The sequence below is a fragment of the Ilumatobacteraceae bacterium genome (assembly GCA_033344875.1).
Taxonomy (GTDB): domain Bacteria; phylum Actinomycetota; class Acidimicrobiia; order Acidimicrobiales; family Ilumatobacteraceae; genus Ilumatobacter.
Window position 1 is genome coordinate 4,913,673 of the sequence record JAWPMO010000001.1, and the last position, 21,884, is coordinate 4,935,556.

Annotated in this window: 25 protein-coding genes; 16 read left to right on the forward strand and 9 right to left on the reverse strand. The window is 68.1% G+C overall.

Annotated features, from left to right (window positions below):
- The first annotated feature begins 30 nt into the window (after positions 1-30).
- Complete coding sequence (locus tag R8G01_23170) at positions 31-870, forward strand: thioesterase family protein (GenBank protein MDW3216911.1); 840 nt, start codon at positions 31-33, stop codon at positions 868-870.
- An 87-nt stretch (positions 871-957) separates the two neighbouring features.
- On the opposite strand, the gene R8G01_23175 is transcribed toward R8G01_23170, so the two are convergent.
- Genes R8G01_23175 through sufC form a run of 5 tightly spaced genes read right to left on the reverse strand, consistent with a single transcriptional unit; the run spans position 958 to position 5,201 of the window.
- Positions 958-2,016: a DNA adenine methylase gene (locus tag R8G01_23175; protein ID MDW3216912.1), complete on the reverse strand. Its 1,059-nt coding sequence runs from the start codon at positions 2,014-2,016 to the stop codon at positions 958-960.
- Positions 2,013-2,687: a PaaI family thioesterase gene (locus R8G01_23180; protein MDW3216913.1), complete on the reverse strand. Its 675-nt coding sequence runs from the start codon at positions 2,685-2,687 to the stop codon at positions 2,013-2,015. The genes R8G01_23175 and R8G01_23180 overlap by 4 nt, the downstream gene beginning before the upstream one ends.
- A 33-nt stretch (positions 2,688-2,720) precedes the next feature.
- Entirely contained in the window at positions 2,721-3,164 is a 444-nt protein-coding gene (locus tag R8G01_23185) for an SUF system NifU family Fe-S cluster assembly protein (protein ID MDW3216914.1), read from the reverse strand.
- A 31-nt stretch (positions 3,165-3,195) separates the two neighbouring features.
- Positions 3,196-4,428, reverse strand: a complete 1,233-nt coding sequence (locus tag R8G01_23190) for a SufS family cysteine desulfurase (protein ID MDW3216915.1) — start codon at positions 4,426-4,428, stop codon at positions 3,196-3,198.
- 2 nt (positions 4,429-4,430) lie between these two features.
- A complete protein-coding gene (sufC, locus tag R8G01_23195) occupies positions 4,431-5,201 on the reverse strand; it encodes a Fe-S cluster assembly ATPase SufC (protein ID MDW3216916.1) in 771 nt (256 codons plus the stop codon).
- A gap of 60 nt (positions 5,202-5,261) precedes the next feature.
- On the opposite strand from sufC, the gene R8G01_23200 reads away from it, so the two are divergent.
- Both R8G01_23200 and R8G01_23205 read left to right on the forward strand, forming a co-directional pair.
- Positions 5,262-6,710 carry an LCP family protein gene (locus R8G01_23200; protein ID MDW3216917.1) on the forward strand — a complete coding sequence of 483 codons (1,449 nt, stop codon included), beginning with the start codon at positions 5,262-5,264 and terminating at the stop codon, positions 6,708-6,710.
- A gap of 47 nt (positions 6,711-6,757) precedes the next feature.
- A complete protein-coding gene (locus R8G01_23205; GenBank protein MDW3216918.1) occupies positions 6,758-8,152 on the forward strand; it encodes an LCP family protein in 1,395 nt (464 codons plus the stop codon).
- A 162-nt stretch (positions 8,153-8,314) separates the two neighbouring features.
- On the opposite strand, the gene R8G01_23210 is transcribed toward R8G01_23205, so the two are convergent.
- On the reverse strand, positions 8,315-8,914 hold the full coding sequence (locus R8G01_23210; GenBank protein MDW3216919.1) for a class I SAM-dependent methyltransferase: 600 nt from the start codon (positions 8,912-8,914) through the stop codon (positions 8,315-8,317).
- A gap of 44 nt (positions 8,915-8,958) precedes the next feature.
- Between R8G01_23210 and R8G01_23215 the strand changes: the two genes are divergently transcribed.
- The gene (locus tag R8G01_23215) at positions 8,959-9,933 is read left to right on the forward strand and encodes a glycosyltransferase family 2 protein (GenBank protein MDW3216920.1); all 975 of its coding nucleotides are present in this window, start codon (positions 8,959-8,961) and stop codon (positions 9,931-9,933) included.
- 1 nt (position 9,934) lies between these two features.
- On the opposite strand, the gene R8G01_23220 is transcribed toward R8G01_23215, so the two are convergent.
- Positions 9,935-10,570, reverse strand: coding sequence for an MBL fold metallo-hydrolase (locus tag R8G01_23220; protein MDW3216921.1), 636 nt, complete (start codon positions 10,568-10,570; stop codon positions 9,935-9,937).
- Positions 10,571-10,614: 44 nt separating this feature from the next.
- Between R8G01_23220 and R8G01_23225 the strand changes: the two genes are divergently transcribed.
- Together R8G01_23225 and fetB are read left to right on the forward strand one after the other, a co-directional pair.
- Positions 10,615-11,313, forward strand: coding sequence for an ATP-binding cassette domain-containing protein (locus R8G01_23225; GenBank protein ID MDW3216922.1), 699 nt, complete (start codon positions 10,615-10,617; stop codon positions 11,311-11,313).
- Positions 11,310-12,089, forward strand: a complete 780-nt coding sequence (gene fetB, locus R8G01_23230; GenBank protein MDW3216923.1) for an iron export ABC transporter permease subunit FetB — start codon at positions 11,310-11,312, stop codon at positions 12,087-12,089. Before R8G01_23225 ends, fetB begins: the two co-directional genes overlap by 4 nt.
- Before the next feature lie 16 nt (positions 12,090-12,105).
- On the opposite strand, the gene R8G01_23235 is transcribed toward fetB, so the two are convergent.
- Both R8G01_23235 and R8G01_23240 read right to left on the reverse strand, forming a co-directional pair.
- Complete coding sequence (locus R8G01_23235) at positions 12,106-12,510, reverse strand: type II toxin-antitoxin system VapC family toxin (GenBank protein ID MDW3216924.1); 405 nt, start codon at positions 12,508-12,510, stop codon at positions 12,106-12,108.
- Positions 12,507-12,776 (reverse strand): type II toxin-antitoxin system prevent-host-death family antitoxin, encoded by a 270-nt coding sequence (locus R8G01_23240; protein MDW3216925.1) that lies wholly within the window; start codon positions 12,774-12,776, stop codon positions 12,507-12,509. Before R8G01_23240 ends, R8G01_23235 begins: the two co-directional genes overlap by 4 nt.
- Positions 12,777-12,831: 55 nt before the next feature.
- On the opposite strand from R8G01_23240, the gene R8G01_23245 reads away from it, so the two are divergent.
- The 10 genes from R8G01_23245 to cysN all read left to right on the forward strand — a co-directional run bounded on the left by R8G01_23245 (position 12,832) and on the right by cysN (position 21,882).
- Positions 12,832-13,947 carry an acyl-CoA dehydrogenase family protein gene (locus tag R8G01_23245; GenBank protein MDW3216926.1) on the forward strand — a complete coding sequence of 372 codons (1,116 nt, stop codon included), beginning with the start codon at positions 12,832-12,834 and terminating at the stop codon, positions 13,945-13,947.
- A 321-nt stretch (positions 13,948-14,268) separates the two neighbouring features.
- Positions 14,269-14,835 carry a hypothetical protein gene (locus R8G01_23250; GenBank protein MDW3216927.1) on the forward strand — a complete coding sequence of 189 codons (567 nt, stop codon included), beginning with the start codon at positions 14,269-14,271 and terminating at the stop codon, positions 14,833-14,835.
- A 498-nt stretch (positions 14,836-15,333) separates the two neighbouring features.
- Positions 15,334-15,729: a hypothetical protein gene (locus tag R8G01_23255; protein ID MDW3216928.1), complete on the forward strand. Its 396-nt coding sequence runs from the start codon at positions 15,334-15,336 to the stop codon at positions 15,727-15,729.
- 9 nt (positions 15,730-15,738) lie between these two features.
- The gene (locus R8G01_23260; protein MDW3216929.1) at positions 15,739-16,197 is read left to right on the forward strand and encodes a hypothetical protein; all 459 of its coding nucleotides are present in this window, start codon (positions 15,739-15,741) and stop codon (positions 16,195-16,197) included.
- A gap of 297 nt (positions 16,198-16,494) precedes the next feature.
- A complete protein-coding gene (locus tag R8G01_23265; GenBank protein MDW3216930.1) occupies positions 16,495-16,719 on the forward strand; it encodes a hypothetical protein in 225 nt (74 codons plus the stop codon).
- Between the two features lie 21 nt (positions 16,720-16,740).
- The gene (locus R8G01_23270) at positions 16,741-17,499 is read left to right on the forward strand and encodes an alpha/beta hydrolase (protein ID MDW3216931.1); all 759 of its coding nucleotides are present in this window, start codon (positions 16,741-16,743) and stop codon (positions 17,497-17,499) included.
- Between the two features lie 45 nt (positions 17,500-17,544).
- Entirely contained in the window at positions 17,545-18,009 is a 465-nt protein-coding gene (locus R8G01_23275; GenBank protein ID MDW3216932.1) for an Rrf2 family transcriptional regulator, read from the forward strand.
- A complete protein-coding gene (locus R8G01_23280) occupies positions 18,006-18,971 on the forward strand; it encodes a 3'(2'),5'-bisphosphate nucleotidase (GenBank protein MDW3216933.1) in 966 nt (321 codons plus the stop codon). Before R8G01_23275 ends, R8G01_23280 begins: the two co-directional genes overlap by 4 nt.
- Before the next feature lie 80 nt (positions 18,972-19,051).
- On the forward strand, positions 19,052-19,981 hold the full coding sequence (gene cysD, locus R8G01_23285) for a sulfate adenylyltransferase subunit CysD (GenBank protein ID MDW3216934.1): 930 nt from the start codon (positions 19,052-19,054) through the stop codon (positions 19,979-19,981).
- Positions 19,981-21,882, forward strand: a complete 1,902-nt coding sequence (cysN, locus tag R8G01_23290) for a sulfate adenylyltransferase subunit CysN (protein MDW3216935.1) — start codon at positions 19,981-19,983, stop codon at positions 21,880-21,882. Before cysD ends, cysN begins: the two co-directional genes overlap by 1 nt.
- The last annotated feature ends 2 nt before the right edge of the window (positions 21,883-21,884 follow it).

The following is a 21,884-nucleotide window of genomic DNA, read 5'->3' on the forward strand; positions in this document are numbered from 1 at the left end:
GACGCAACTCAACCTGTCATGCTCAGTTGTATGACGCAACTCACGCACGAGGAACTCGGCACGGCCGAGCCGAAGTCAGCGGCACCGACCGACTTCGATCGGACGACGGCCGTCGTCCCGACCGACGATGCGAGCCGCTACGACCTGGAACTCTCCGACGGCTGGACCGCACTGGTCGGGACGCACGGCGGCTACCTGGCCGCGCTGACATCGAACGTGGCCGAGGCGTTCGTGCCCGGCCGCTCGGTACGAACGGTGACGACCACGTTCCTCCGTCCCGGCCACGCCGGGCCGGCGACGGCACGGGCCACGACGGTGCGACACGGCCGGACGATCAGCACCGTCGTGGTCGACCTCGAACAGGACGGCCGCACGATGGCCACCTCACGGCTGACGCTCGTCCCGCCGGTCACCGGGACCGAATGGAGGACGCCGGTGATCTTCGACCTGCCGCCTCCCAGTGAGTGCTCACGGATCCAGGAGCGCTCGTCGTCCGAACACTTCAACCGGGTCGACGGCTACCTCGACCCGTCGAGCCTGCCCTTCTCCGACGGTGAGCGAGCCATGGTCCAGGGGTACATGCGCCCGATCGAACCCCGGCCCATCGACGCCGCGTGGCTGGCGATGGCGACCGACTGGTTCCCGCCGCCGGCGTTCGTCCGGGTCGCCCCACCCCTCGGCGGCATCAGCATCGACCTCACCACCCACGTCCACCGTACGATCGCCACCGATCAGCACGACTGGCTCGCCGCTCGATTCGAGATCGACACGCGCTCGGCGGGCCTGGCCGTCGAGCACGGCCGGATCTGCACGCTCGACGGCACGGTGCTCGCCGAGTCGTTCCAGACCCGCTGGTTCGCCGAGGTCTGACGGCGATGAGCGACACCGACCTCCGAACCGGCGCTCCGCCCGCAGGTGGGATCGCACGCACGACGGGTGCCGAACCCACGAGCCCGATCAGCTGACGCGAGCCACGGCCAACGGGCCGGTCATCCGGTCGATGCGTCGCCGCGGCCCGGCGACGAGCACGTACTCGAGATTGCGGGTGTGGCTGACCTCGCCGACCTTGTCGCCACCGGGGCCGTGGATGCCGATCTGCGCCCCCACGTAGCGTTTGGAATCGAACGCCAGGGCCACCACGTCGCCGTGGACGGCACACATCTCCCGCAGTTCGTCCAGCTCGACCCACGACTCGTCGTTGTACGACACGACCACGATCTCGGCATCGACCGCAGCGATCGTCCGCGCGAGCGCATCGGGCATCTCGCGCTTGCGGTTGAACACACTCTTGGTCTCGTCGTCGCGGGCGTCGACCCGCTTGCAGGCGACGCCGTAGAACTCCGGTCGATCCCACGCGACGATCGTCTCCCACACGTGGTAGTTCGTGAAGTAGCGGTGCTGGTTGTAGGGCGGGTCGAGATACGCGAGGTCGAACGAACCGAGCGTCCCGGCGACCTCGGTGGCGTCGCCCCGCACCGCCCGGCCGGTGCCCGGCAGCAGCGACGGCACCTCCAGCGTGACCGGCTTGTACGACCTCGGCGCCCACTGCTTGATGTACGCCATCTGGACACCGGCGGTGGAGTCGACCTTGTCGGCAGCCAGCAGCAGGCTGGTCAGCAGGATCGGTTCGAGCGGGGAACCGGCGTGATCGCGGGCGATCGCGTCGCGGATCGCGTCGATCCGTTCACCGTTGAACGGCTGGAAGAACCGTGACTGCACACAGAACGTGTCGGTGACGTACCCCGGCTCGCCCGGAATGCGGTTCAGATCGTCGATCGCGGAGCGCAGTTCGTCCTGGTCGACCGAGGCGGCGTCCAGCTCGATCCAGGTGCGAGCGAACACCTCGGAGTAGCGGGCGACGTCGACGGCGGTGACGTGAGCCCCTGTCGTCTTGAACGCCTGTGCCACCCGGGTGGTGCCGGTGAACAGGTCGAGCGCCGTCGAGGCGCCGGATCGCTCGAACAGATCGGCGAGCACCGGGATCAGCCGACGCTTCGATCCGAGGTACTTGATCATGCGCCTTCGTCGGGCGGTGCCGGCCGCGCAGCCGTCGCGCTCGCGAACGCGTCGGGATCGACCGAGATGAACGTCGCCTTCGCGGTCACGACGACCTGGTCGGACTCGGTGTCGACCAGTTCGCCGGTCATGAAGATGCGCCGGCCCTCACGATCGGTCATCCTCACCCGGCATGCCAGTTCACGGAACAGCGGGGTGGGAGCTGCATAGCGGATGTAGATGTCGCCCGTGAACGCGGCCTGCTTGATCACGTCGAGCACGGAGCCGAACACGTCGTCGAACAGCGCCGCCACCACGCCGCCGTGCGCGCGCCCGGGTGCTCCCTCGTGCGCGGCTCGCAGGGTGACCAGCGCCACGATCTCGTCGCCGTGCCGGTGCAGCTCGGGGTCGAGCCCCCACGGCGAGGAGCGTCCGGTGATCGGCCGGTCGTCGAACGTGTGCTGGAACCGACCCTGCGGCACGTCGAGGCGTTCCGGGTGCGAGAACTCGTGACCGCGACCTCTGGTCCGCTCGGCCCCGGGCCAGAGGGCGGCGGTGACTCCTTCGACGACGTCGCTCAGGTGTTCGATCTGTTCGAGGGTCGCGTGGCGACCGATGAAGGCGTGGCCGAGGTCGCGGATCGCCTGTCCTGCTCGCGCCCGGGCCTCGATGATGTCGGTCTCATCACTCATTCGGAACCGACTCTCGCAGCCCGACGGCCCGGATCAGGAATCGGGTGACTCGAGTGCCTCGAGGAGGGTGTTCCAGGCGAGGGTGGCGCACTTGATGCGGACGGGGAACTTGACGACGCCCTGGAGCGCCTCGAGGTCACCCAACTCGACGTCGTCGACCGGGTCGTCGCCCTCGGTCTCGATCGACATCATGCCCTTGAACCGGCGCACGAGCGCTCGGACCTCGGCCACCGACTTCCCCTTCACCGCGGCGCTCATCATCGATGCCGACGACTGCGAGATCGAACAGCCTTGGCCGCTGACCTTGACGTCGTTGACGGTGTCGCCGTCGACGTCGAGGTAGACGGTGATCTCGTCGCCGCACAGTGGGTTGTGACCCTCGGCGTGACGCGCCGGGGGCGGCAACTCACCGCGGTTGCGGGGGGTGCGGTAGTGATCGAGGATGATCTCGCGATAGAGGTCTTCGAGGCCTGGCATGGGTGTCTCCCGCAGTCGAGGGGCGGCTCGGTCAGAGACCGAAGATATCGGTGGCGCCGTCGAGCGCATCGGTCAACGCGTCGACGTCGGAACGGTCGTTGTACAGGTAGAGGCTCGCCCGGGCGGTGGCGTTCGCTCCGAGGATGCGCATGAGCGGCTTGGCGCAGTGGTGCCCGGCCCGGACGCACACGTTGCGCTCGTCGAGGACCTGGCTGACGTCGTGCGGATGGATGTCGCGGAACGCGAAGCTGAGCACGCCGCCGCGGACCTCGACGTCGTCGGGCCCGTGGATCGTGATGCCGTCGCCGTACCGCCCCTTGAGCGTGTCGATCGCGTACCTGGTGAGTTCCATCTCGTGGTGACGGATCTCGTCCATGCTGATCGCCTCGAGGTACTCGACGGCAGCGCCGAACCCGATGACGTCGACGATCGGGGGAGTGCCGGCTTCGAACTTGGCCGGGACCGGCGCGGTGGTGAAACCGTCGAGGCGGACGTCGGCGATCATGTTGCCGCCGCCGATGTAGGGCGGCATCGCACCGAGGAGCTCCATGCGCCCCCAGAGCGCTCCGACGCCGGCCGGACCACACATCTTGTGGCTGGAGAACGCCACGAAATCGGCGTCCCACGCCTGGAGATCGGTCGGATTGTGCGGCACGTACTGGCACGCATCGACGACCGCGATGGCGCCGGCGTCGTGCGCCGCGTCGACGAGCCGCCGGACCGGTGTGATCGTGCCGAGCACATTGCTCATCGCCGTGAACGACAGCACCTTGGCGCCATCGAGCAGACGATCGAGGTCGGTGAGATCGAGCTGGCCGTCGCTCGTCAGTGGGATCCAGCGGATCTCGGACCCGGTCCGAGTGGCGAGGATCTGCCACGGCACGATGTTGGCGTGGTGCTCCATGTGGGTGAGCACGATCGCGTCGCCCTCGCCGAGGTTCGAGCCGCCCCACGACGATGCGACCAGGTTCAGCGCCTCGGTCGCGTTCTTGGTGAACACGATCTCGTCGGCACGCGGCGCGTTGACGAGCCGAGCGACGGCGGATCTGGCGCCTTCGAAGCGATCGGTGGCCTCGCCGGCGAGCCGGTACGCACTGCGATTGATCGGGGCGTAACCGGTGCGGACGAAATGGTCCATCGCCTCGATCACCTGGACCGGCTTCTGCGAGGTGTTGCCCGAGTCGAGGTACACGATCGGAGCACCGTCGATCTCGCGGCGGAGCACCGGAAAGTCGTTGCGGACGGCAGCCCAGTCGACGCCCATCGTCAGCTGGTCACCTTGAACGCCTCGTAGCCGTCGCGTTCGAGCTGCTCGACGAGCTCCATGCCGCCGGACTGGACGATGCGCCCGTCGACGAGGATGTGAACGTGGTCGGGCTGGATCTCGTCGAGGAGCCGCTGGTAGTGCGTGATGAGCACCACGCCCATCCCTGGCCGCTCGTTGCGGACCTCGCGGATGCCCTGGGCGACGATCCGAAGCGCGTCGATGTCGAGTCCGGAGTCGGTCTCGTCGAGGATCGCGAGCTCGGGCTCGAGGATCGCCATCTGCATGATCTCGTTGCGCTTCTTCTCGCCGCCGGAGAATCCTTCGTTGAGGTAGCGGTCGACGAACGACGAATCCATGCCGAGCCGCTTCATCCAGTCCATCGTGGCGAGCCGCAGTTCGAGCACCGACAGATCGACGCCCTTGCGTGCGGACAGCGCTGCCCGCAGGAACTGGATCACCGAGACGCCGGCGATCTCCTGGGGGTACTGGAACGCCAGGAACATGCCGGCCTTGGCGCGCTCCTCGGTGGGCCAATCCGTGACGTCGTCACCCTGGAACGTGATCGAACCGGAGGTGACCTCGTACTCGGGTGAGCCGAGCAGCGTGGTGCCGAGGGTGCTCTTGCCCGACCCGTTGGGCCCCATGATCGCGTGCACCTCACCCGCCTTCACGGTCAGTGAGAGGCCTCGGAGGATGTCGTCAGCGGGGGTCGCACCCGGCTCGGTGGTCGGTCGGGCGTGCAACCCATCGACCTGAAACAGCTCGGTCATGGTCTCCAGTCTACGATGCAGGGGTCGGGATTATCACTACGGCGGTAGGAGAAATAGCTCGTGCACACGGAGATCGCGGCCACGCTGGTGGCACCCGGCTGGGCGGCGCGCGAGCGGCGACGCTCGGTGGCGATCGCGATGCTGGTCGTCGGCGTCGGTCTGCCCCTGCTCATGGCGCTGTACGTCGTCGTGGGGGGCCGCAGTTGGGTGGCGCTCACACTCGACCGAGAGTTCCTGGGGCTGGTCGTACTGGTCGGCTGCCTCGGCATCGCGGTTCGGCTCGCGGCGTTGGTCGAGGTGTGGCTCGCGGCAGGCAGACGGCGGTCGCTCGATCGCATCGAGACCGCAGCGGCGGTGGTGGCGATGGTCGGACTGATCGCCGGCAGCGTGGCGGTGGTGGAGGTCGGCCGGGCGCGGGCCGCGCTCGCCCCGACGTTCACCGCGACGGCGGGTGAGCCACTCTTCGATCCTGATCGGCCGGTCACGTCGGCGCCGGTCGAGTCGACCGCACCGGTGACGACCGCGGCAGCAACGACCACGTCGACGACCCGACCCGACCTCGAACCGAGGGGCGGTGTCGGCGAGATCGTGGTCGTGACGACCACGACCACGACGTTGCCGCCGAAGCCGGCGCAACCCGATAGCGGTGTGAGCGCCGCAGACCTGGCCGACGTGACGACCGTGCTCCTGCTCGGCGGTGACGCCGGGCCGGGACGTGGCGGCCTGCGGACCGATTCGATGATGCTGTTCAGCCTGCACCGGCCATCCGGCCGGGCGGCGCTGATCTCGATCCCGCGCAACCTGGAACGGCTGCTGTTCCCGCCGGGGAGCGCGCTCGAATCGTCGTACCCGTACGGGTTCGGTGACATCGCCAACGCCGTGTACCCCATCGTCTCCTCGCGCGGGAGCCTGCGCGACGCGTACGCGGTCGGCGACATCCGCCCCGGGGTCGTCGCCATCGCTCAGGGCATCGGCTACTCGCTCGACGTCAAGATCGACGACTACGTGCTCGTCGACATGCAGGGGTTCCTCGACCTCATCGACGCGATCGGTGGGGTCACGCTCACCCTCACGTCGGCGATCCCGATGCCGGGCAACGTCCCGGGTGCGCGGACCCAGTACCCCGACACGATCGGTCCGGGCGTGGTCCAGATGGACGGATCGACCGCGCTCGGGTACGCGCGCAGCAGGAAGGGTGACAACGACTACCGGCGGGCGCGTCGCCAGCGCGATCTGCTCGCAGCCCTCGCGCAGCAGGTGTCGCTCACCGATGTGGCCCTGTCGTTCGGGTCGGTGGCCGCGGCGATCGGGGGCACGCTGCGCACATCGCTGACACCCGACGAGCTCACCGAGACCCTGAACGTGATCGGCGGTGAGACGGCGATCGTCGAGTCGGTCGGACTCGTCCCGCCCCTGGTCGACGTGCGGCGACCCGACTACGACGCGATGGCCAAGATCGTCGGTGCGGTCCACATGGCGCTCGTCACCGGCGCGAGCTCCGGCTACTGACGCCGCGACGAGAATTCGACATCGCCGGGTCGTACGCTTCGCGGTCGATGTCCAACACCAACGACACCCAGGCCCTGCGGGGTCTCGACGACCTCGAGAGCCGACTGCGCGGTCCCGATCTCCAAGAGGGATCCCCCGGCGCGCAGATGGCCATTTCGGTCGTCCTGCCGGGTGTTCCGGCGTTTCGCCGAACGCCGCCGTTGGCCCTGCTCCTGTCGGTGCTCGGCGTGATCGTGCCGGTGCTCGGCGTGCTCTGGGCCTACGCGAACCGCAGCGATCTGATCGGCTTCGCCCTCGACCAGCGTGTGCTCCTCGGTGTGGTCGTGGTCGGGCTGCTCGCCGTGGTGGTCCGTCTGGCGGCGATCGCCGAGATCGCGCACGCATTCCGACGCACGCCCGGGATCGGCGGGCGGACCGCCGTCGCCACCGTCGTCGTGCTCGCGCTGAGCATCCCGGTGCTCTGGGTCGCGTTCCGTGCCAACGAGGCCCGGAGCGCGGTGGGCAACGTGTTCTCGTCGTCCGACGGTGACCCGCTGTTCGAGCCGACTGTCGGCGACGGCGCCGCGTCCGATGGTGCCGAACCGATCGATCCCGACTCCGTCAAGAACATCCTGCTGCTCGGTGGCGACGCCGGCCCCGGGCGCTGGGGCCTGCGCACCGACACGATGATCATCGTCTCGGTCCACGAGTCGTCGGGCCGCACGTCGTTGGTCTCGATCCCGCGCAACCTCACCCGGCTCCAGTTCCCGCCGGGCAGCCCGCTTCGCGATGCATTCCCCGACGGCTTCAACGACCTGGCGAACGCCGTGTTCCCCTACGTGTCGACCCGCGACGAACTGATGGCCCACTATGGCCGCAACGGGCTGCAGGCCGAGGCCGTCGCGCTGTCCGAGGCGATCGGGTACTCGCTCGATGTCAAGATCGACGACTACGCGCTGGTCAACATGCAGGGGTTCCTCGAGGTGATCGACGCGATCGGCGGGGTCGACATCCAGATCGATCAACGGTTGCCGATGCCGGGCACGATCCCCGGTGCGAAGCGCGAACTGCCCGACACGCTCGGCCCGGGGCTCGAACACCTCGACGGCACCCTCGCGATCGCCTACGTGCGTTCCCGCTCCGGTGACTCCGACTATCAGCGAATGGGGCGGCAACGCCAGTTGCTGTCCGCGCTCGGTTCGCAGGTGTCCACGACCGAGGCGATCGGGGCTTTCGGTTCCGTCACCGGCGACCTCGAGAACTCGATGCGGACGTCGCTGTCGTCGGGTGAGTTCAGCAACCTGCTCGACCGACTCGGTGACAACGACGGGATCCACGAGTCGATCGGTCTGACCCCGCCGCTGATCACGCCGGGATCGCCCGACTACCCGTTCATCCAGAGCGTGATCGACGCCGTCGAGCTGGCACTCGTCACCGGGGCCGGCAGCGGGTTCGCCTCCTGAATCACGAGTTGTGCCAGGAGGTCGAGCGGACAGGTGAGGCTCTGCCGAACCTGGCCGCTCGACACTCCCAATGGATACGGGGAGGAATCAGCGGAATGAACAGGAGCGGAGCGACCTATCCGCTGATCCTCCAGGCACAACTCGCGATCGGTCGCGGTGTGGTCATGCCCGCGGACGGGCCGCCAGCATCATCCACGGAAGCGGCCGTCGCACGGCCGTGACGTCGAACTGACCGCTCACGAACCGCTCGAACGAGCGCGACGACCAGTGGTTGACGTGACCCGGGGTGTTGCCCAGCTCGCGGAGGTACCGGCCCCTGGCCATGTTGCCGGCTCGCCAGATCGGCTCCCTCGGTACCGAGAGCACGGTGGCGTGCCGGCAGACCCTGGCGATCTCACGCAGCGCGTCGTCGGGTCGCGGGATGTGCTCCATGACCTCGAGCCCGACGACGAGGTCGATCGAGGCGTCGGCGAACGGCAACCGAGTCGCGTCTCCGAAGAACATGGGGAGGCCGAGCTCGGCCCAGTCGCCGGCGAGGTCGTCGTCGAGCAGGTCGAGACCGATCACGGTCGCGTCGGGAAAGCGCTCCACGAGCCGTGCGGTGACCCGTCCCTCGCCCGCTCCGACCTCGACGACGGTCGACGGCGACATGTCCTCGAGCATCGTGTCGAGCGCTTCGAAGAACCCGCTCATCATCCGCTGCTCGATCGGGTTGGTCGAGGCGTACTTGTCGTAGTTGTTCCCCGCAACGTTGGCGTTCACGCATCCGGACCGTATCCGGATCTCACGCCTATGCTCGGGCAACCATGGCTGAATCCGCGACGCCTCTCGCCAAGTTGCTCATCCAGATCCCGTGCTTCAACGAAGCCGACACGCTGGCTGCGACCCTCGCCGACCTGCCCCGGTCCGTGCCGGGTGTCGACGTCGTCGAATGGCTGATCATCGACGACGGCAGCACCGACGGCACCGCGGACGTCGCCCGAGCGAACGGTGTCGATCACGTCGTCACCCATGCTCGCAATCGCGGCCTGGCTGCAGCGTTCCTGACCGGGCTCGATGCGGGCCTCCGTCTGGGTGCCGACGTCATCGTCAACACCGACGCCGACAACCAGTACGTGGCCGACTGCATCCCCGAACTCATCGCCCCGATCTGTGACGGATCGGCCGACATGGTGGTGGGGGAGCGGCCGATCACCAGCATCGACGACTTCTCGTGGGCCAAGAAGAAGTTGCAGCGGTTCGGCTCGTGGGTCGTCAGGAAGTTCTCCGGGACCGACGTGGCCGATGCGCCGAGCGGGTTCCGTGCGATCGGCCGCGAGGCAGCGCTGAGGCTCCAGGTGTTCGGCAGGTTCAGTTACACGATGGAGACGCTCGTGCAGGCGAACGCCGAGGGGCTCTCCGTCGTGTCGGTCCCGGTCCGCGTCAACCCGCAGACCCGTCCCTCGCGGCTCGCCAAGAGCACGTTCCAGTACCTGCGCTCGTCGAGCCAGACCATCGTGCGCAGCTTCGCGCTGTACCACCCGTTCAAGTTCTTCTTCCGGGTCGGCCTGGTGCCGTTCGCGCTCGGGATGGTGCTCCTGATCCGCTGGGGACTGCTGTGGCTGATCGACGACGAGTACCGGAGCCGCATCCCGAGCCTCGTCGTCGGTGCCGTCTTCGTCGTCGTCGCCGTGCAGATCTGGGTGGTGGCGTTCCTCGCCGACCTCCAGGCGGCCAGTCGTCGTCTGCTCGCCGAGTCGAGGGTGCGTGAGCGTCGGCGTGCGCTCGACGACGCCGCCTGAGTCACCAGCCCCGGTCGACCCACTCCTGCAGGTGCGGGCGCTCGCGTCCGATCGTGGTGTCGACGCCGTGGCCGGGCAGCAGGATCGTCTCCGCCGGGAACGTGAACAGCTTGGTGTCGATCGAGTCGATGATCGCTGCGAAGTCGCCGCCGTCGAACGAGGTGTTGCCGGGGCCGCCGGGGAACAGCGTGTCACCGGTGAACAGCAGCGGCGTGCCGGCCAGGTGGAACGAGATCGAGCCGGGCGTGTGCCCCGGGTTGTGGATCGCGTCGAGGCGGAGACGACCGAACTCGATGACCTCGGCGTCGTCGAGGAACACGTCGTACCCGACCTTGGCGAGCATCGGCGCATCGGCGGCGGTGACCGCGACCTCGTACCCGGCCTCGCGCAGCTGGCTGACCGCTCCGATGTGGTCGAAGTGGCCGTGCGTCTCCAGGACGCGCCGTACCCCGAGCTGCTGGCACAGTTCGAGGAGGAGCTCGTGCTCGTTCGCGGCGTCGATCAGCACGGCCTCGCCGGTCCGTCGGCACCGGACGACGAAGACGTTGTTGTCGTACGAACCGACGACGACCCGGTGGACCTCGACGTCGGCATCGGCCCAGTGCAGCGTCGTGGACGGGATCGCGGCGGTCGTCATCCGACCAGTGTCGCGCGTGGCGCCGTTTGGTTACGGTTCGTGTCGTGCCGTCGTCGTTCGAGCTCCGTGAGGTCACGGCGGGACCGCCGGGAGCACCGATCCTGCGGTCGGTGTCGGTCGCGGTCCCGTGCGCGGGCATCACGGTGTTGGCCGGACCGTCGGGCGCCGGCAAGTCGAGCCTGCTGCGACTCCTGAACCGGTTGGACGACCCGCACCGGGGTGAGGTCGCGCGGGACGGGCGCGATGTTCGGACCTGGGAGCCGACCGAGCTCCGTCGGCGAGTCGCCATGGTCTTCCAGCGCGCACCGGTGTTCCCGGGCACGGTGCTCGACAACCTGCAGGTCGCCTGCCCGAGCCTCGATGCCGAAGCTGCCGAGGCGGCCCTCTCGCGAGTCGGGCTCGATCCAGCGTTGCTCGGACGCACAGCGACCGACCTGAGCGGTGGCGAGGCGCAGCGGATGTGCTTCGCGCGTGCGCTCGCGACGGAGCCGCAGGTGATGCTCGCCGACGAGCCGACCGCCTCGCTCGACGGGGCGTCGCGTCGGACGATCGAGGCGCTCGGACGCGACCTCGCCGACGGCGGGATGCCGTTCGTGTGGGTCAGCCACGATGTAGTGCAACTCCGCCGGCTCGCCGATCACGTGATCGTCCTCGTCGACGGCGCCGTCGCTGCGTCGGGTCCGTTGGCCGAGCTCGACGAGCACGACGATGCGCTGGTGCGTGACCTGGTGGGAGCGACGTGATCGCAGCGGCGGCGACGACCGACATCGGTCTGGTCGGAATGGCGGCCTCGGGCATCCTGGTCGCGGTGGCGCTCGGTGTCTCGATGTGGCGCCGGCTCGGTCTCGAACGGAGTCTGCTGTGGTCGGCGCTGCGAGCGCTCGGCCAGCTGGTCGTCGTGGGCTGGGCGCTGCAACTGATCGTCGACGACGACGATCCGCTGGTGTTCTCGTTCCTGTGGCTGGCGGTGATGCTCGGCCTGGCCGGGTACACGACGTGGCAGCGCGCCGGCCGGGTCCGGGCGGTGCTGCCGTTGTCGCTCGCCGCCTACGCGGCCTCGGCCGCGGTCACGCTCGGTGTGCTGTTCGGATTCGGCATCTACGAGCTCGAGGGACGCACGATCGTGCCGCTCGCCGGCATTGTCGTCGGCAACTCGCTGTCGGCCACCGTGCTGGTCTCCCGGCGACTGTTCGACGCCGCCGACGATCACCGCGACCTGATCGAGGCCCGACTCGCCCTCGGGCTCTCCGCATCCGAAGCGTTCGCTCCCGATCTGCGCGAGTCGCTGCGCACGGCGCTCGTCCCGCAGATCGAGACCACGAAAGCGGTCGGCATCATCGCGTTGCCGGGAGCCATGGTCGGCCTGATCCTCGCCGGCGTCGACCCGGAGCAGGCCGTTCGCGTCCAGCTCTCGGTGATGTACCTGGTGCTCGGCAGCGTCGCGACGACGACGGCGGTCATGAGCCTCGGGATCTCCCGCCGGCTGTTCACGAGTTCGCAGCAACTCGTCCGCCGCTGACGCAGCCCGCCGCCGATCAGCTGGAGACGACCTCGAACCCGAGACCGAGGGCGACGCCGATCTGGGCGGGGTCGAAGGTGACGAACCGCACCGGACCCGGCAGACGTTCGGCGGCCGCGAAGTGGATCGCATCGGTGAGCCGGACCGGTTGCAGGCGCGAGAGGGTTGCTGCCCGATCGAGGCAGCGCTGGTCGACCGGGACGACGTGCAGGTGATCCCACGTGAGACGGATCGCGTCCTCGAGGTCGGCGCGGAGGATGCGTTCGTCGGTGAGCCGGTCGATCGCCGGGAGCGCCTCGGTCAGCGCCATCGCCGACGCACACCACGCGCGGTCGGTCGAGAGCGCCTCGACGACGACGTCGCGTTGATCGCCGGCGACCGCCAGTGCGAGCAGCGCGCTCGTGTCGAGCGCGATCGTCATCCGCGCAGCTCTCGGAGCGCCCGGTCGACCCGCACGGTCGCCCAGATCGCGACCGGGTCGGGGGCGCGCCACTCGCCGGTGCGTCGCGGCGGGATCAGCGCGCCGGCGGCGACGAGTCGTTCGATGTCGGGTGCCGCCTCGTCGAGCGGAGCGAGCTGGGCGACGGGACGTCCGTGGGAGGTGATGACGGTTCGTTCGCCGGCCGTCGCGCGGCGGACCGCGCCCGCCAGGTCGGCCCGGAGTTCGCGTACTCCAATAGTGTCCACATGTGTACACAATCAGATTTGCGCCCGGTGATCAACCCCCTCCAGACTCTCGCCCATGAACTTCGCTTTCACCGAGGAACAAGAAGAGCTCCGCTCGACCATCCGCTCGTTCATGGAGGCCAAGAGCCCCGAATCGGCGGTCCGTGAGCAGATGGAGACCGACGACGGGTACGACGCCGACGTCTGGAAGCAGATGGGTGAGCAGATGGGCCTCCAGGGCCTGCACATCCCCGAGGAGTACGGCGGCTCGGGCTTCGGCTACGTCGAGCTGGGCATCGTGCTCGAGGAGATGGGTCGGGCACTGCTGTGCGCCCCGTACTTCTCGTCGGTCGTGCTCGCCGCCAACGCGCTGATCCACTCCGGTGACGAAGCCGCCAAGCAGGCGCACCTCCCCGGCATCGCCGCCGGCGAAACCGTCGCCACCCTGGCGTTCACCGAGCCGTCGGGCAAGTGGGACGAGGCCGGCATCACCATGGAGGCCACCGCCTCGGGCGACGGCCACACGCTGTCGGGCACGAAGAGCTTCGTGATCGACGGCGCCACCGCCGGCCTGATCCTCGTCGCCGCCCGCACCGACGCCGGCGTCAGCCTGTTCGCCGTCGACGGCGACGCCTCGGGCCTCACCCGCACCGCCCTGTCGACCATGGACCAGACCCGCAAGCAGGCCAAGCTCGACTTCGACAACACGCCGGCCACGCTGATCGGCACCGACGGCGGCGGCTGGGACATCCTGTCGACCGTGCTCGACCTCGCAGCGATCGGCCTCGCCGCCGAGCAGGTCGGCGGCGCCCAGTTCGTGCTCGAGATGGCCGTCCAGTACGCCAAGGACCGTGTGCAGTTCGGTCGGCCGATCGGTTCGTTCCAGGCGATCAAGCACAAGTGTGCCGACATGCTGCTCGAGGTCGAGTCGGCCAAGTCGGCCGCCTACTACGGCCTTTGGTGCGCCAGCGAGATGAACGACGAACTGCCGTCGGTCGCCTCGCTCGCCAAGGCCTACTGCTCCGAGGCGTACTTCCACGCCACGGCCGAGAACATCCAGATCCATGGTGGCATCGGCTTCACCTGGGAGCATCCGGCGCACCTGTACTTCAAGCGGGCCAAGAGCAGCGAGTTGCTGTTCGGTGACCCGACGTACCATCGCGAGCAGCTCGCTCAGCGCATCGGCATCTGAGCCGGTCTCATCTCACTGGTGGCTCCGCCCCGACCGCTTCGGTCGGGGCGGAGCCGCGTCCGGGGAGTTCTCCCCATGGCGCGCCGTCGTGCGTTCGTTGATGGTGTTCGGGTGCGGGAAGGTGGCCCGAATCGGGCGGTGCGGCGGAGCGGGCTATCGTCCGAGGCGATGGTGAGGCGTCTGGCGGTGGTCCTCCTGGTTCCGGCGATGTTGTTCGCCGGCTGCAGCGGCGGTGACGACGACGTCGCGTCGACGACCACCTTCGCCCCACCGCTGACGAATCCACCCCTCCCGGCCAGTTCGACGACGGAGGGGTCATCCGTGGACGAGGCGCCGACGACGACCGGGCCGGTCGGGTCGACGTCGCCGACCACGGCGCCGGATCCGGGCAGCAGCACGTCGTCGATGGTGACGGTGGCATCGACGCCCGACGACACGACGGCCACGACGCAACCCGACGAGTTCGACTGGGTAGCGATCGTCCAAGGCCTCTACGACACCTTGGCCGACATCAACACTTCGCCGGCGATCGACAGAGTGAGTGAGTTCTGCGTGGCGGTCGAGAGCCCCTGTCGAGATCGGCAGGGAGCACAGATCGAGACGCTTGTTCGGGACGGATGGCGCGTCGTCGACCCAGTGCCGATCCCCGTTGTTAGCGCAGAGTTCGACTCGACCGCCGATGGGCGGGAGCCGATTGACAGCACGCTCGTCGTTCTGAACGTCGTAGTAGGCCCACGTGACGGCGTGGTGGGAACCATCATTGACGCGAACGGAGATGTTCTGTTCGAAGTCGATGACGAAACCACGGAGCCGACGCCGGTGACGTGGTTCGTTCGTTTTGAGCCCGACGTCGGTTGGCGAGTATTCGAGACACGGGGAATCGACTGAGTGCGGGTACTGCGGTTCCTCTCGGTCGCAGTGTTGCTGGTCGGGCTGTCAGCGGTCGGTGCTGCGGCACGGTCAGCCCTGGCGCAAGAGGTCACCTGCAGCGAGAACAGCGAAGGTGAGTACAGCTGCGTAGTGGTCAAACCTCCTGACGCCCCGGACATCGAGCAGCCGATTGGCGACGGCACAGGGCCTCCGTTGCGATGGTCTCGTACCCGAATCCAGGACAGCGTGGGGGCACCGCCCTCGTGCCCTGCGCGTGAGGTGGTGACTCCGACTGGCACGGAGATGGAGTGGGGCATCCCATGGCTGATCGTCGTCAGAAACACCGAGACGGGAGAGATTGTCCTGATCCGGTTGGAGTGTCAATACTCGGGCGAGGAACCGCCGGAACCGCCGCCCCCACCGCCCGATCTTGCCGAGATCGCGAGGGACCAAGGCGCCGCGTTTGCGCTGGAGACGGGTCTGAACCCACCTCAGGAGCGGCGAGGGGTCAGCCAGTTGCCGACATGGCTGTGGTGCTCGAATGCCGGGCCGGTCGACGTCGAGGCCACGGTCTGGCCGCACCGTGCGTCGGCGCGTGCGGTCGTGACGAACGTGGCGTGGACGATCGAGGGTCCCGACGGGCGGATCGAGCGAGCGGCCCAACACTGTGGTTCTGAGCCGGATCCGGAATCCGACGGCAGCGCCGCCGCAGCGACGTGGACGCCGAACGAACCCGGTGTGTCGACGATCACGCTCACGACGGAGTGGTCGGCGCAGTGGACGTACACGTACTTCGATCCGGTGCTCGGTCCCGTCAACCTCGGGACCTTCGATCTCGGAGCGATCGTTCTGGCGTCCGAGCCGATCAGCTACGAGGTGTACGAGATCCAGTCGGTCGGGGTGGGGCCGTAGGCTGATCGGATGGACGCCACGACGATCGTGTTTGCCGTGATTGCCGCGGTGCTGGTCTTCGCCATCGCTGCCGGCACGATCGGCCGTGAGGCCCACCGCCTCGACGCGGTGGCTCCCCGGGCGGTGTACCAGCTCGACGAAGCGATCGACTTCGTGGCCGACCGGCTCCCGCCGGAGAGTCAGGCGCGGCTCACCCCCGAAGAGGTCGACCAGCTGCTCCGGGCGCACCTGCGGTGGATGCACGAACAAGGCCTGCAGCCCGACAAGGCGGTCGACGCACGCCAGGAGATCGACGGTGTCGTGGTGAGCGACGACGCACTGGTCGCATTCCTGTTGGCGACCGCCGAGCAGGAGGGCGTCGAACTCCTCGACGACGTCGACGCGGTGAACGTCGTCGACGCCCACCTCGCCTACTTCGAGGCGATCGGCGCCGTCGGCCCGGAAGCGCCGCTCGACGACGTCATCTGATCTCGTACGAAAATCCTCGAAGGTGCTTGGCGCGGCCGTCCCGATTGTGGTGAGCTATCGGCACCAGAGAGAGGAGGTGGTCCAAACAATGAGTGATAGTTCTTACGGGACCCTGGAGGTGGTTGGCCGCTAGGTCAACAGGCTGGACGGCCTGGCGAATCCTCGCCAACCCCCGCCGAACACGCTGCCGAAGCTCGTCCCATCGGCGAATACCAGGCTGTGTTCGGTCCCAATCAGTCAGAAACGTGAACGAGGGAGTGCACCCGCACTCCCTCGTTCCGCGTACGATGTGCGGTCATGGATCGCCCCACGCGTTTCGAGCACGCACGTTTCGTCGGAGACAAGCGGACCCAACTCGTCTACGACCTCGACGAGTGGGACGACGCCGAGATCGTCCAGGAGTTCGTCGATGCCGGCGTCGGCATCCAGTTCGGTCCCGACACGCTCGTCGAGGCGCGGAACCGCGGGTACACGTTGGCCACCCCGGGCAAGCGGCGAATCGCCCGCAAGCCACGTTCCTGACCCGCTCCGACCCGTCACGTCATGGAATCGACCTTCCGCAGCGGCGGATTCACGCTGGCGAGTCATCTCAAGGAGCCGTCCGGCAGCGGCGCGCGCGATGCCGATGTGCCTGCGCTGATCCTGTGCCACGGGTTCCCGGTCGGGCCGATCGACGCTCGTCGTTCGGCCGGCACCTTTCCCCAACTCATCGATCGGGTCGCCATCGAGATCGGGATGCCGGCGATGACGTTCACGTTCCGCGGGTGCGGGACCAGCACCGGCGACTTCTCGCTCCAGGGGTGGATCGACGACCTGCGTGCGGCGATCGACCACTCGATCCACACCTTCGACGTGTCGAAGGTCGTACTGGTCGGCACCAACACGGGCGGGTCGATCGCGATCTGTGTGGCCGCGGACGACCCGCGTGTCGCCGCGGCGGGGCTGCTGTCGCCACGAGCCGACTTCGACGACTGGGCCGACCACCCGCGCCGCTTTCTCGACCACGCGCGTGACATCGGTGCGGTGCGAACGCCCGGCTTCCCGAACAACATGGACGATTGGGCGAGGGCATTCCGCCGATTCCGCCCGACCGCTGCGGCCCGGCGCTTCTCGCCACGCCCGCTGCTCGTGATGCACGGCGAGGACGACGAGAGCGTCCCGACGTCCGATGCCCGGCAGTTGGCGCAGGCTCACGGAGCGGCCGAACTGTCGTTGCTCCAGGGCGCCGGGCACCGTTTACGGCACGATCCGAGAGCCGTGGCGATCCTCATGGGATGGCTCGAGCGGGTGAAGACCGGCTGACGGGTCCGCCGCCACCGGGCGGCTTCGGCGGTAACGTCCGGTTCCATGCGGATCTCCGAGCGTGTCGACAATGCCGTGCGCTCCATGGCGGAGTTGGCGACGGCGGAGGGCGAATCGCTCAAGGCCGAGGTCATCGCCGAACGCCAGGGCATCTCGCTGAAGTACCTGCTCGACATCCTGCGTGACCTCAAGCGGGCCGAGCTCGTTCGGTCCCGACGGGGTCCGCACGGCGGCTTCACGCTCTCTCGGAGCGGCGAGTCGATCACGCTCGCCGACGTGTTCCGGGCGATCGACGGCCCACTCGCCGACGTGCACGACGAGAGCCTGCGCGGGCTCAGCTACGCCACACCCGCAGAACAGTTGCCCGAGGTCTGGATGGCGATTCGAGCGAGTTTGAGGCGGGTGCTCGAGACCGTCACCGTGGCCGATCTGGCCCGAGGCGAACTGCCGGCCGACGTGCGATCGCTCGCCGCCGAGTACCGACACGACACCGAAACGAGACATGCATGACCGTCGACCGACCAACCATCGACGCGGCGATCGCCGCCGTGACCGCTGCCGCCGACCTGACGACGTCGGCACAGGGGCGATTGCTGGCAGGCGACACGCTCACCAAGACCGATGACAGCCCGGTCACGGTCGCCGACTTCGGCGCCCAGGCGGTCGTCTGCGCCGTCCTCACCGATTCGCTCGGCGAGATCGAGATGGTGGGGGAGGAGGACGCGAACGACCTCGTCGACGATCGGTCGGGCTTGCTCGACGGCGTGGCCGGGCTCGTGTCGTCCACGCTCGCCCGCGATGTGTCGCCGGCGACCCTGCTCGACTGGATCGCCGTCGGCTCGGGGTCGGCTTCGGCCGACCGGTACTGGACACTCGACCCGATCGACGGCACGAAGGGCTTCCTCCGCGGCGATCAGTACGCGATCGCGCTGGCGCTGATCGAACACGGCGAGGTCGTGCTCGGCGTGCTCGGATGTCCGAACTACCCGCTCACCTCCGGCGCTCGGGGTGCGACGTTCGTGGCCGCTCACGGCGAAACCCATCTACTGGCGGCGGGGGAGCGCACCCAGGTGAACGTCGTGCCGCCCGCGTCGCTCGATGTCGCCCGGTTCTGCGAATCGGTCGAGTCCGGGCACTCCGACCAGGGGCAGTCCGCCCAGATCGCCGAGCAACTCGGTATGACCGCCGAGCCGTATCGGATCGACAGCCAGTGCAAGTACGGCGCGATCGCCCTCAGCGACGCGAACGTGTACCTGCGGCTCCCGACGCGGGCCGACTACGTCGAGAAGATCTGGGATCACGCGGCCGGCAAGTTGGTGGTCGAGAACGCCGGTGGGCGGGTGACCGACGTGCACGGCGCTCCGCTCGACTTCGCCCGGGGCGCTCGCCTGTCGGCGAACAGCGGTGTCATCGCGACGAGTGGCAGGTTCCACGACGAGGTCGTCGCGGCGGTCGGCAACGTGCTGTCCTGAAGAATTCTTGAGTCGAATCGGGTTGCACCCGGCCGCTCAACTCCGTATTCTCCCGTGTCATGGTAGAGAATACGGTAAACGTGTCTGAGCAGGCACCGGAGATCACGGCCGGTCGCCTGACCCATCTCCAGCGCCTCGAGTCCGAAGCGATCCAGATCATGCGCGAGGCCGTCTCCGAGAGCGAGCGTCCCGCCATGCTGTACTCGATCGGCAAGGACAGCTCGGTCATGTTGCACCTGGCCCGCAAGGCGTTCTTCCCGAGCGTGCCGCCGTTCCCGCTGGTCCACGTCGACACCACGTGGAAGTTCAGCGACATGTACGCGTTCCGTGATGGCGCCGCCAAGGAGGCCGGCATGGAGCTGATCGTGCATCAGAACCCCGAGTGCGTCGAGCGGGGGATCAACCCGTTCGACCACGGTTCCGCCCTCCACACCGACATGTGGAAGACCGAGGGCCTCAAGCAGGTCATCGACAAGCACCGATTCGACCTCTGCTTCGGCGGCGCCCGTCGCGACGAAGAGAAGTCCCGTGCCAAGGAGCGCGTGTTCTCCATCCGCTCACCGCAACACCAGTGGGACCCGAAGCGTCAGCGCCCCGAGCTCTGGCAGGTGTACAACGGCCGCCGCAGCCCGGGTGAGACGTTGCGTGTCTTCCCGATCTCGAACTGGACCGAACTCGACGTCTGGCAGTACATCCATCTCGAGCAGATCCCGATCGTGCCGCTCTACCTGTCGGCGCCGCGTCCGGTCGTCGACCGCGACGGCGTGATGATCATGGTCGACGACGACCGCTTCCGCCTGCACGAGGGTGAGCAGCCCGAGATGAAGTCGATCCGATTCCGCACGCTGGGTTGCTACCCGCTGTCGGGTGCGATCGAGAGCGACGCGACCGAGTTGACCGACGTCATCCAGGAGATGCTGCTCGCGACGACATCCGAGCGTCAGGGTCGAGTGATCGACTTCGATGGTGCGGCGTCCATGGAGAAGAAGAAGCAGGAGGGGTACTTCTGATGGCACATTCATCCGATCTCATCGCCGAGGACATCGAGGGGTACCTCCGGTCCCACCAGTACAAGTCGCTGCTCCGCTTCATCACGTGCGGATCGGTCGACGACGGCAAGTCGACGCTCATCGGCCGGCTGCTGTTCGAATCGCACCTGGTCTTCGAAGATCACCTCGCCGCACTGAAGGCCGACTCGGCCAAGGTCGGCACCCAGGGTGAAGATCTGGACTTCGCACTGCTGCTCGACGGTCTCGCCGCCGAACGCGAGCAGGGCATCACGATCGACGTCGCCTACCGGTTCTTCTCGACCGAGCACCGCAAGTTCATCGTGGCCGACACCCCGGGCCACGAGCAGTACACCCGCAACATGGTGACCGGTGCCTCGACGGCCGACGTCGCCGTGATCCTGATCGACGCCCGCAAGGGCGTGCTCACCCAGACCCGTCGACACAGCTACCTGGTGTCGCTCCTGGGCATCAAGCGGGTCGTCGTGGCCGTCAACAAGATGGACCTCGTCGAGTTCTCCGAAGAACGTTTCGACGAGATCGAGGCCGAGTACCGCGAGTTCGCCGCCCAGATCGGGCTCGAGCACATGACGTTCATCCCGATGTCGGCGCTCAAGGGCGACAACGTCACCGAGCGCAGCGCGCACACCGACTGGTACGACGGCCCGACCCTGATCGGGTTCCTCGAGACCGTCCCGGTCGACGACGAGCGCGCCGACGGCGACTTCCGGTTCCCCGTGCAGTGGGTGAACCGCCCGAACCTCGACTTCCGAGGCTTCTCCGGCGAGATCGTCGGCGGCACCGTTCGACCGGGCGATGCGGTTCGGGTGCTGCCCGCCGGCACCACGAGCACGGTCGACCGGATCGTGACGATGGACGGCGATCTCGACGAGGCGATCGCCGGCCAGTCGGTGACGCTCACGCTCACCGACGAGATCGACGCCTCACGCGGCGATCTGATCTGCGCCGCCGACGCCCCCGCCGAGGTCTCCGACCAGTTCGAAGGCCACGTGATCTGGATGCACGAAGACGCCATGCTGCCCGGCCGCCCGTACCTGATGAAGATCGGGACCCGGACGGTCGGCGTGTCGATCGCCAACCCGAAGTACCGGGTCGACGTGAACACGCTCGACCACCTGGCGGCCAACACGCTCGAGCTCAACGAGATCGGCGTGTGCAACCTGAGCCTCGACCGGCCGATCCCGTTCGATCCGTACGCCGCCAACCGGAACACCGGCGGGTTCGTCATCATCGACAAGCTGACGCAGAACACCGTCGGCGCGGGTCTGCTGCACTTCGCGCTCCGCCGCTCGCACAACATCCACTGGCAGGACGTCAAGGTCGACAAGGCCGCCCGCAGCGAGTTGAACAGCCATGGACCGGGCGTCGTCTGGATGACCGGCCTCTCCGGCGCCGGCAAGTCGACCATCGCCAACATCGTCGAGTCGAAGCTGCACACGATGGGCGTGCGCACCTACCTCCTCGACGGCGACAACGTCCGCCACGGACTCAACCGCGACCTCGGGTTCACCGACGCCGACCGCGTCGAGAACATCCGCCGGATCGCCGAGGTGTCGGGCCTGATGGTCGACGCCGGCCTCCTGGTACTCGTGTCGTTCATCTCACCGTTCCGAGCGGAGCGCCGGCTGGCCCGCGAGCGGGTCGAGGACGGCGAGTTCGTCGAGGTGCACGTCGACGCGAGCGTCTCGCTCGCCGAGAGCCGCGACCCGAAGGGGCTGTACGCCAAGGCGCGCCGCGGCGAACTCAGCAACTTCACGGGGATCGACTCGCCGTACGAACCACCGGAGCACCCGGAGGTCTACGTCGACACGGCGACGATGGCGCCAGAGGACGCGGCCGATGCCGTGATCGCAGCGCTCCGCGAGCGCGGCATCCTTCGGTGACG

Bases quoted from the DNA above. Each gene is read 5' to 3' on its own strand.
- R8G01_23170 (MDW3216911.1), top strand. From the start codon at position 31: ATGACGCAACTCACGCACGAGGAACTCGGCACGGCCGAGCCGAAGTCA.
- R8G01_23175 (MDW3216912.1), bottom strand. From the start codon at position 2,016: ATGATCAAGTACCTCGGATCGAAGCGTCGGCTGATCCCGGTGCTCGCC.
- R8G01_23180 (MDW3216913.1), bottom strand. From the start codon at position 2,687: ATGAGTGATGAGACCGACATCATCGAGGCCCGGGCGCGAGCAGGACAG.
- R8G01_23185 (MDW3216914.1), bottom strand. From the start codon at position 3,164: ATGCCAGGCCTCGAAGACCTCTATCGCGAGATCATCCTCGATCACTAC.
- R8G01_23190 (MDW3216915.1), bottom strand. From the start codon at position 4,428: ATGGGCGTCGACTGGGCTGCCGTCCGCAACGACTTTCCGGTGCTCCGC.
- sufC (MDW3216916.1), bottom strand. From the start codon at position 5,201: ATGACCGAGCTGTTTCAGGTCGATGGGTTGCACGCCCGACCGACCACC.
- R8G01_23205 (MDW3216918.1), top strand. From the start codon at position 6,758: ATGTCCAACACCAACGACACCCAGGCCCTGCGGGGTCTCGACGACCTC.
- R8G01_23215 (MDW3216920.1), top strand. From the start codon at position 8,959: ATGGCTGAATCCGCGACGCCTCTCGCCAAGTTGCTCATCCAGATCCCG.
- R8G01_23220 (MDW3216921.1), bottom strand. From the start codon at position 10,570: ATGACGACCGCCGCGATCCCGTCCACGACGCTGCACTGGGCCGATGCC.
- R8G01_23235 (MDW3216924.1), bottom strand. From the start codon at position 12,510: ATGACGATCGCGCTCGACACGAGCGCGCTGCTCGCACTGGCGGTCGCC.
- R8G01_23245 (MDW3216926.1), top strand. From the start codon at position 12,832: ATGAACTTCGCTTTCACCGAGGAACAAGAAGAGCTCCGCTCGACCATC.
- R8G01_23260 (MDW3216929.1), top strand. From the start codon at position 15,739: ATGGACGCCACGACGATCGTGTTTGCCGTGATTGCCGCGGTGCTGGTC.
- R8G01_23265 (MDW3216930.1), top strand. From the start codon at position 16,495: ATGGATCGCCCCACGCGTTTCGAGCACGCACGTTTCGTCGGAGACAAG.
- R8G01_23270 (MDW3216931.1), top strand. From the start codon at position 16,741: ATGGAATCGACCTTCCGCAGCGGCGGATTCACGCTGGCGAGTCATCTC.
- R8G01_23275 (MDW3216932.1), top strand. From the start codon at position 17,545: ATGCGGATCTCCGAGCGTGTCGACAATGCCGTGCGCTCCATGGCGGAG.
- R8G01_23280 (MDW3216933.1), top strand. From the start codon at position 18,006: ATGACCGTCGACCGACCAACCATCGACGCGGCGATCGCCGCCGTGACC.
- cysN (MDW3216935.1), top strand. From the start codon at position 19,981: ATGGCACATTCATCCGATCTCATCGCCGAGGACATCGAGGGGTACCTC.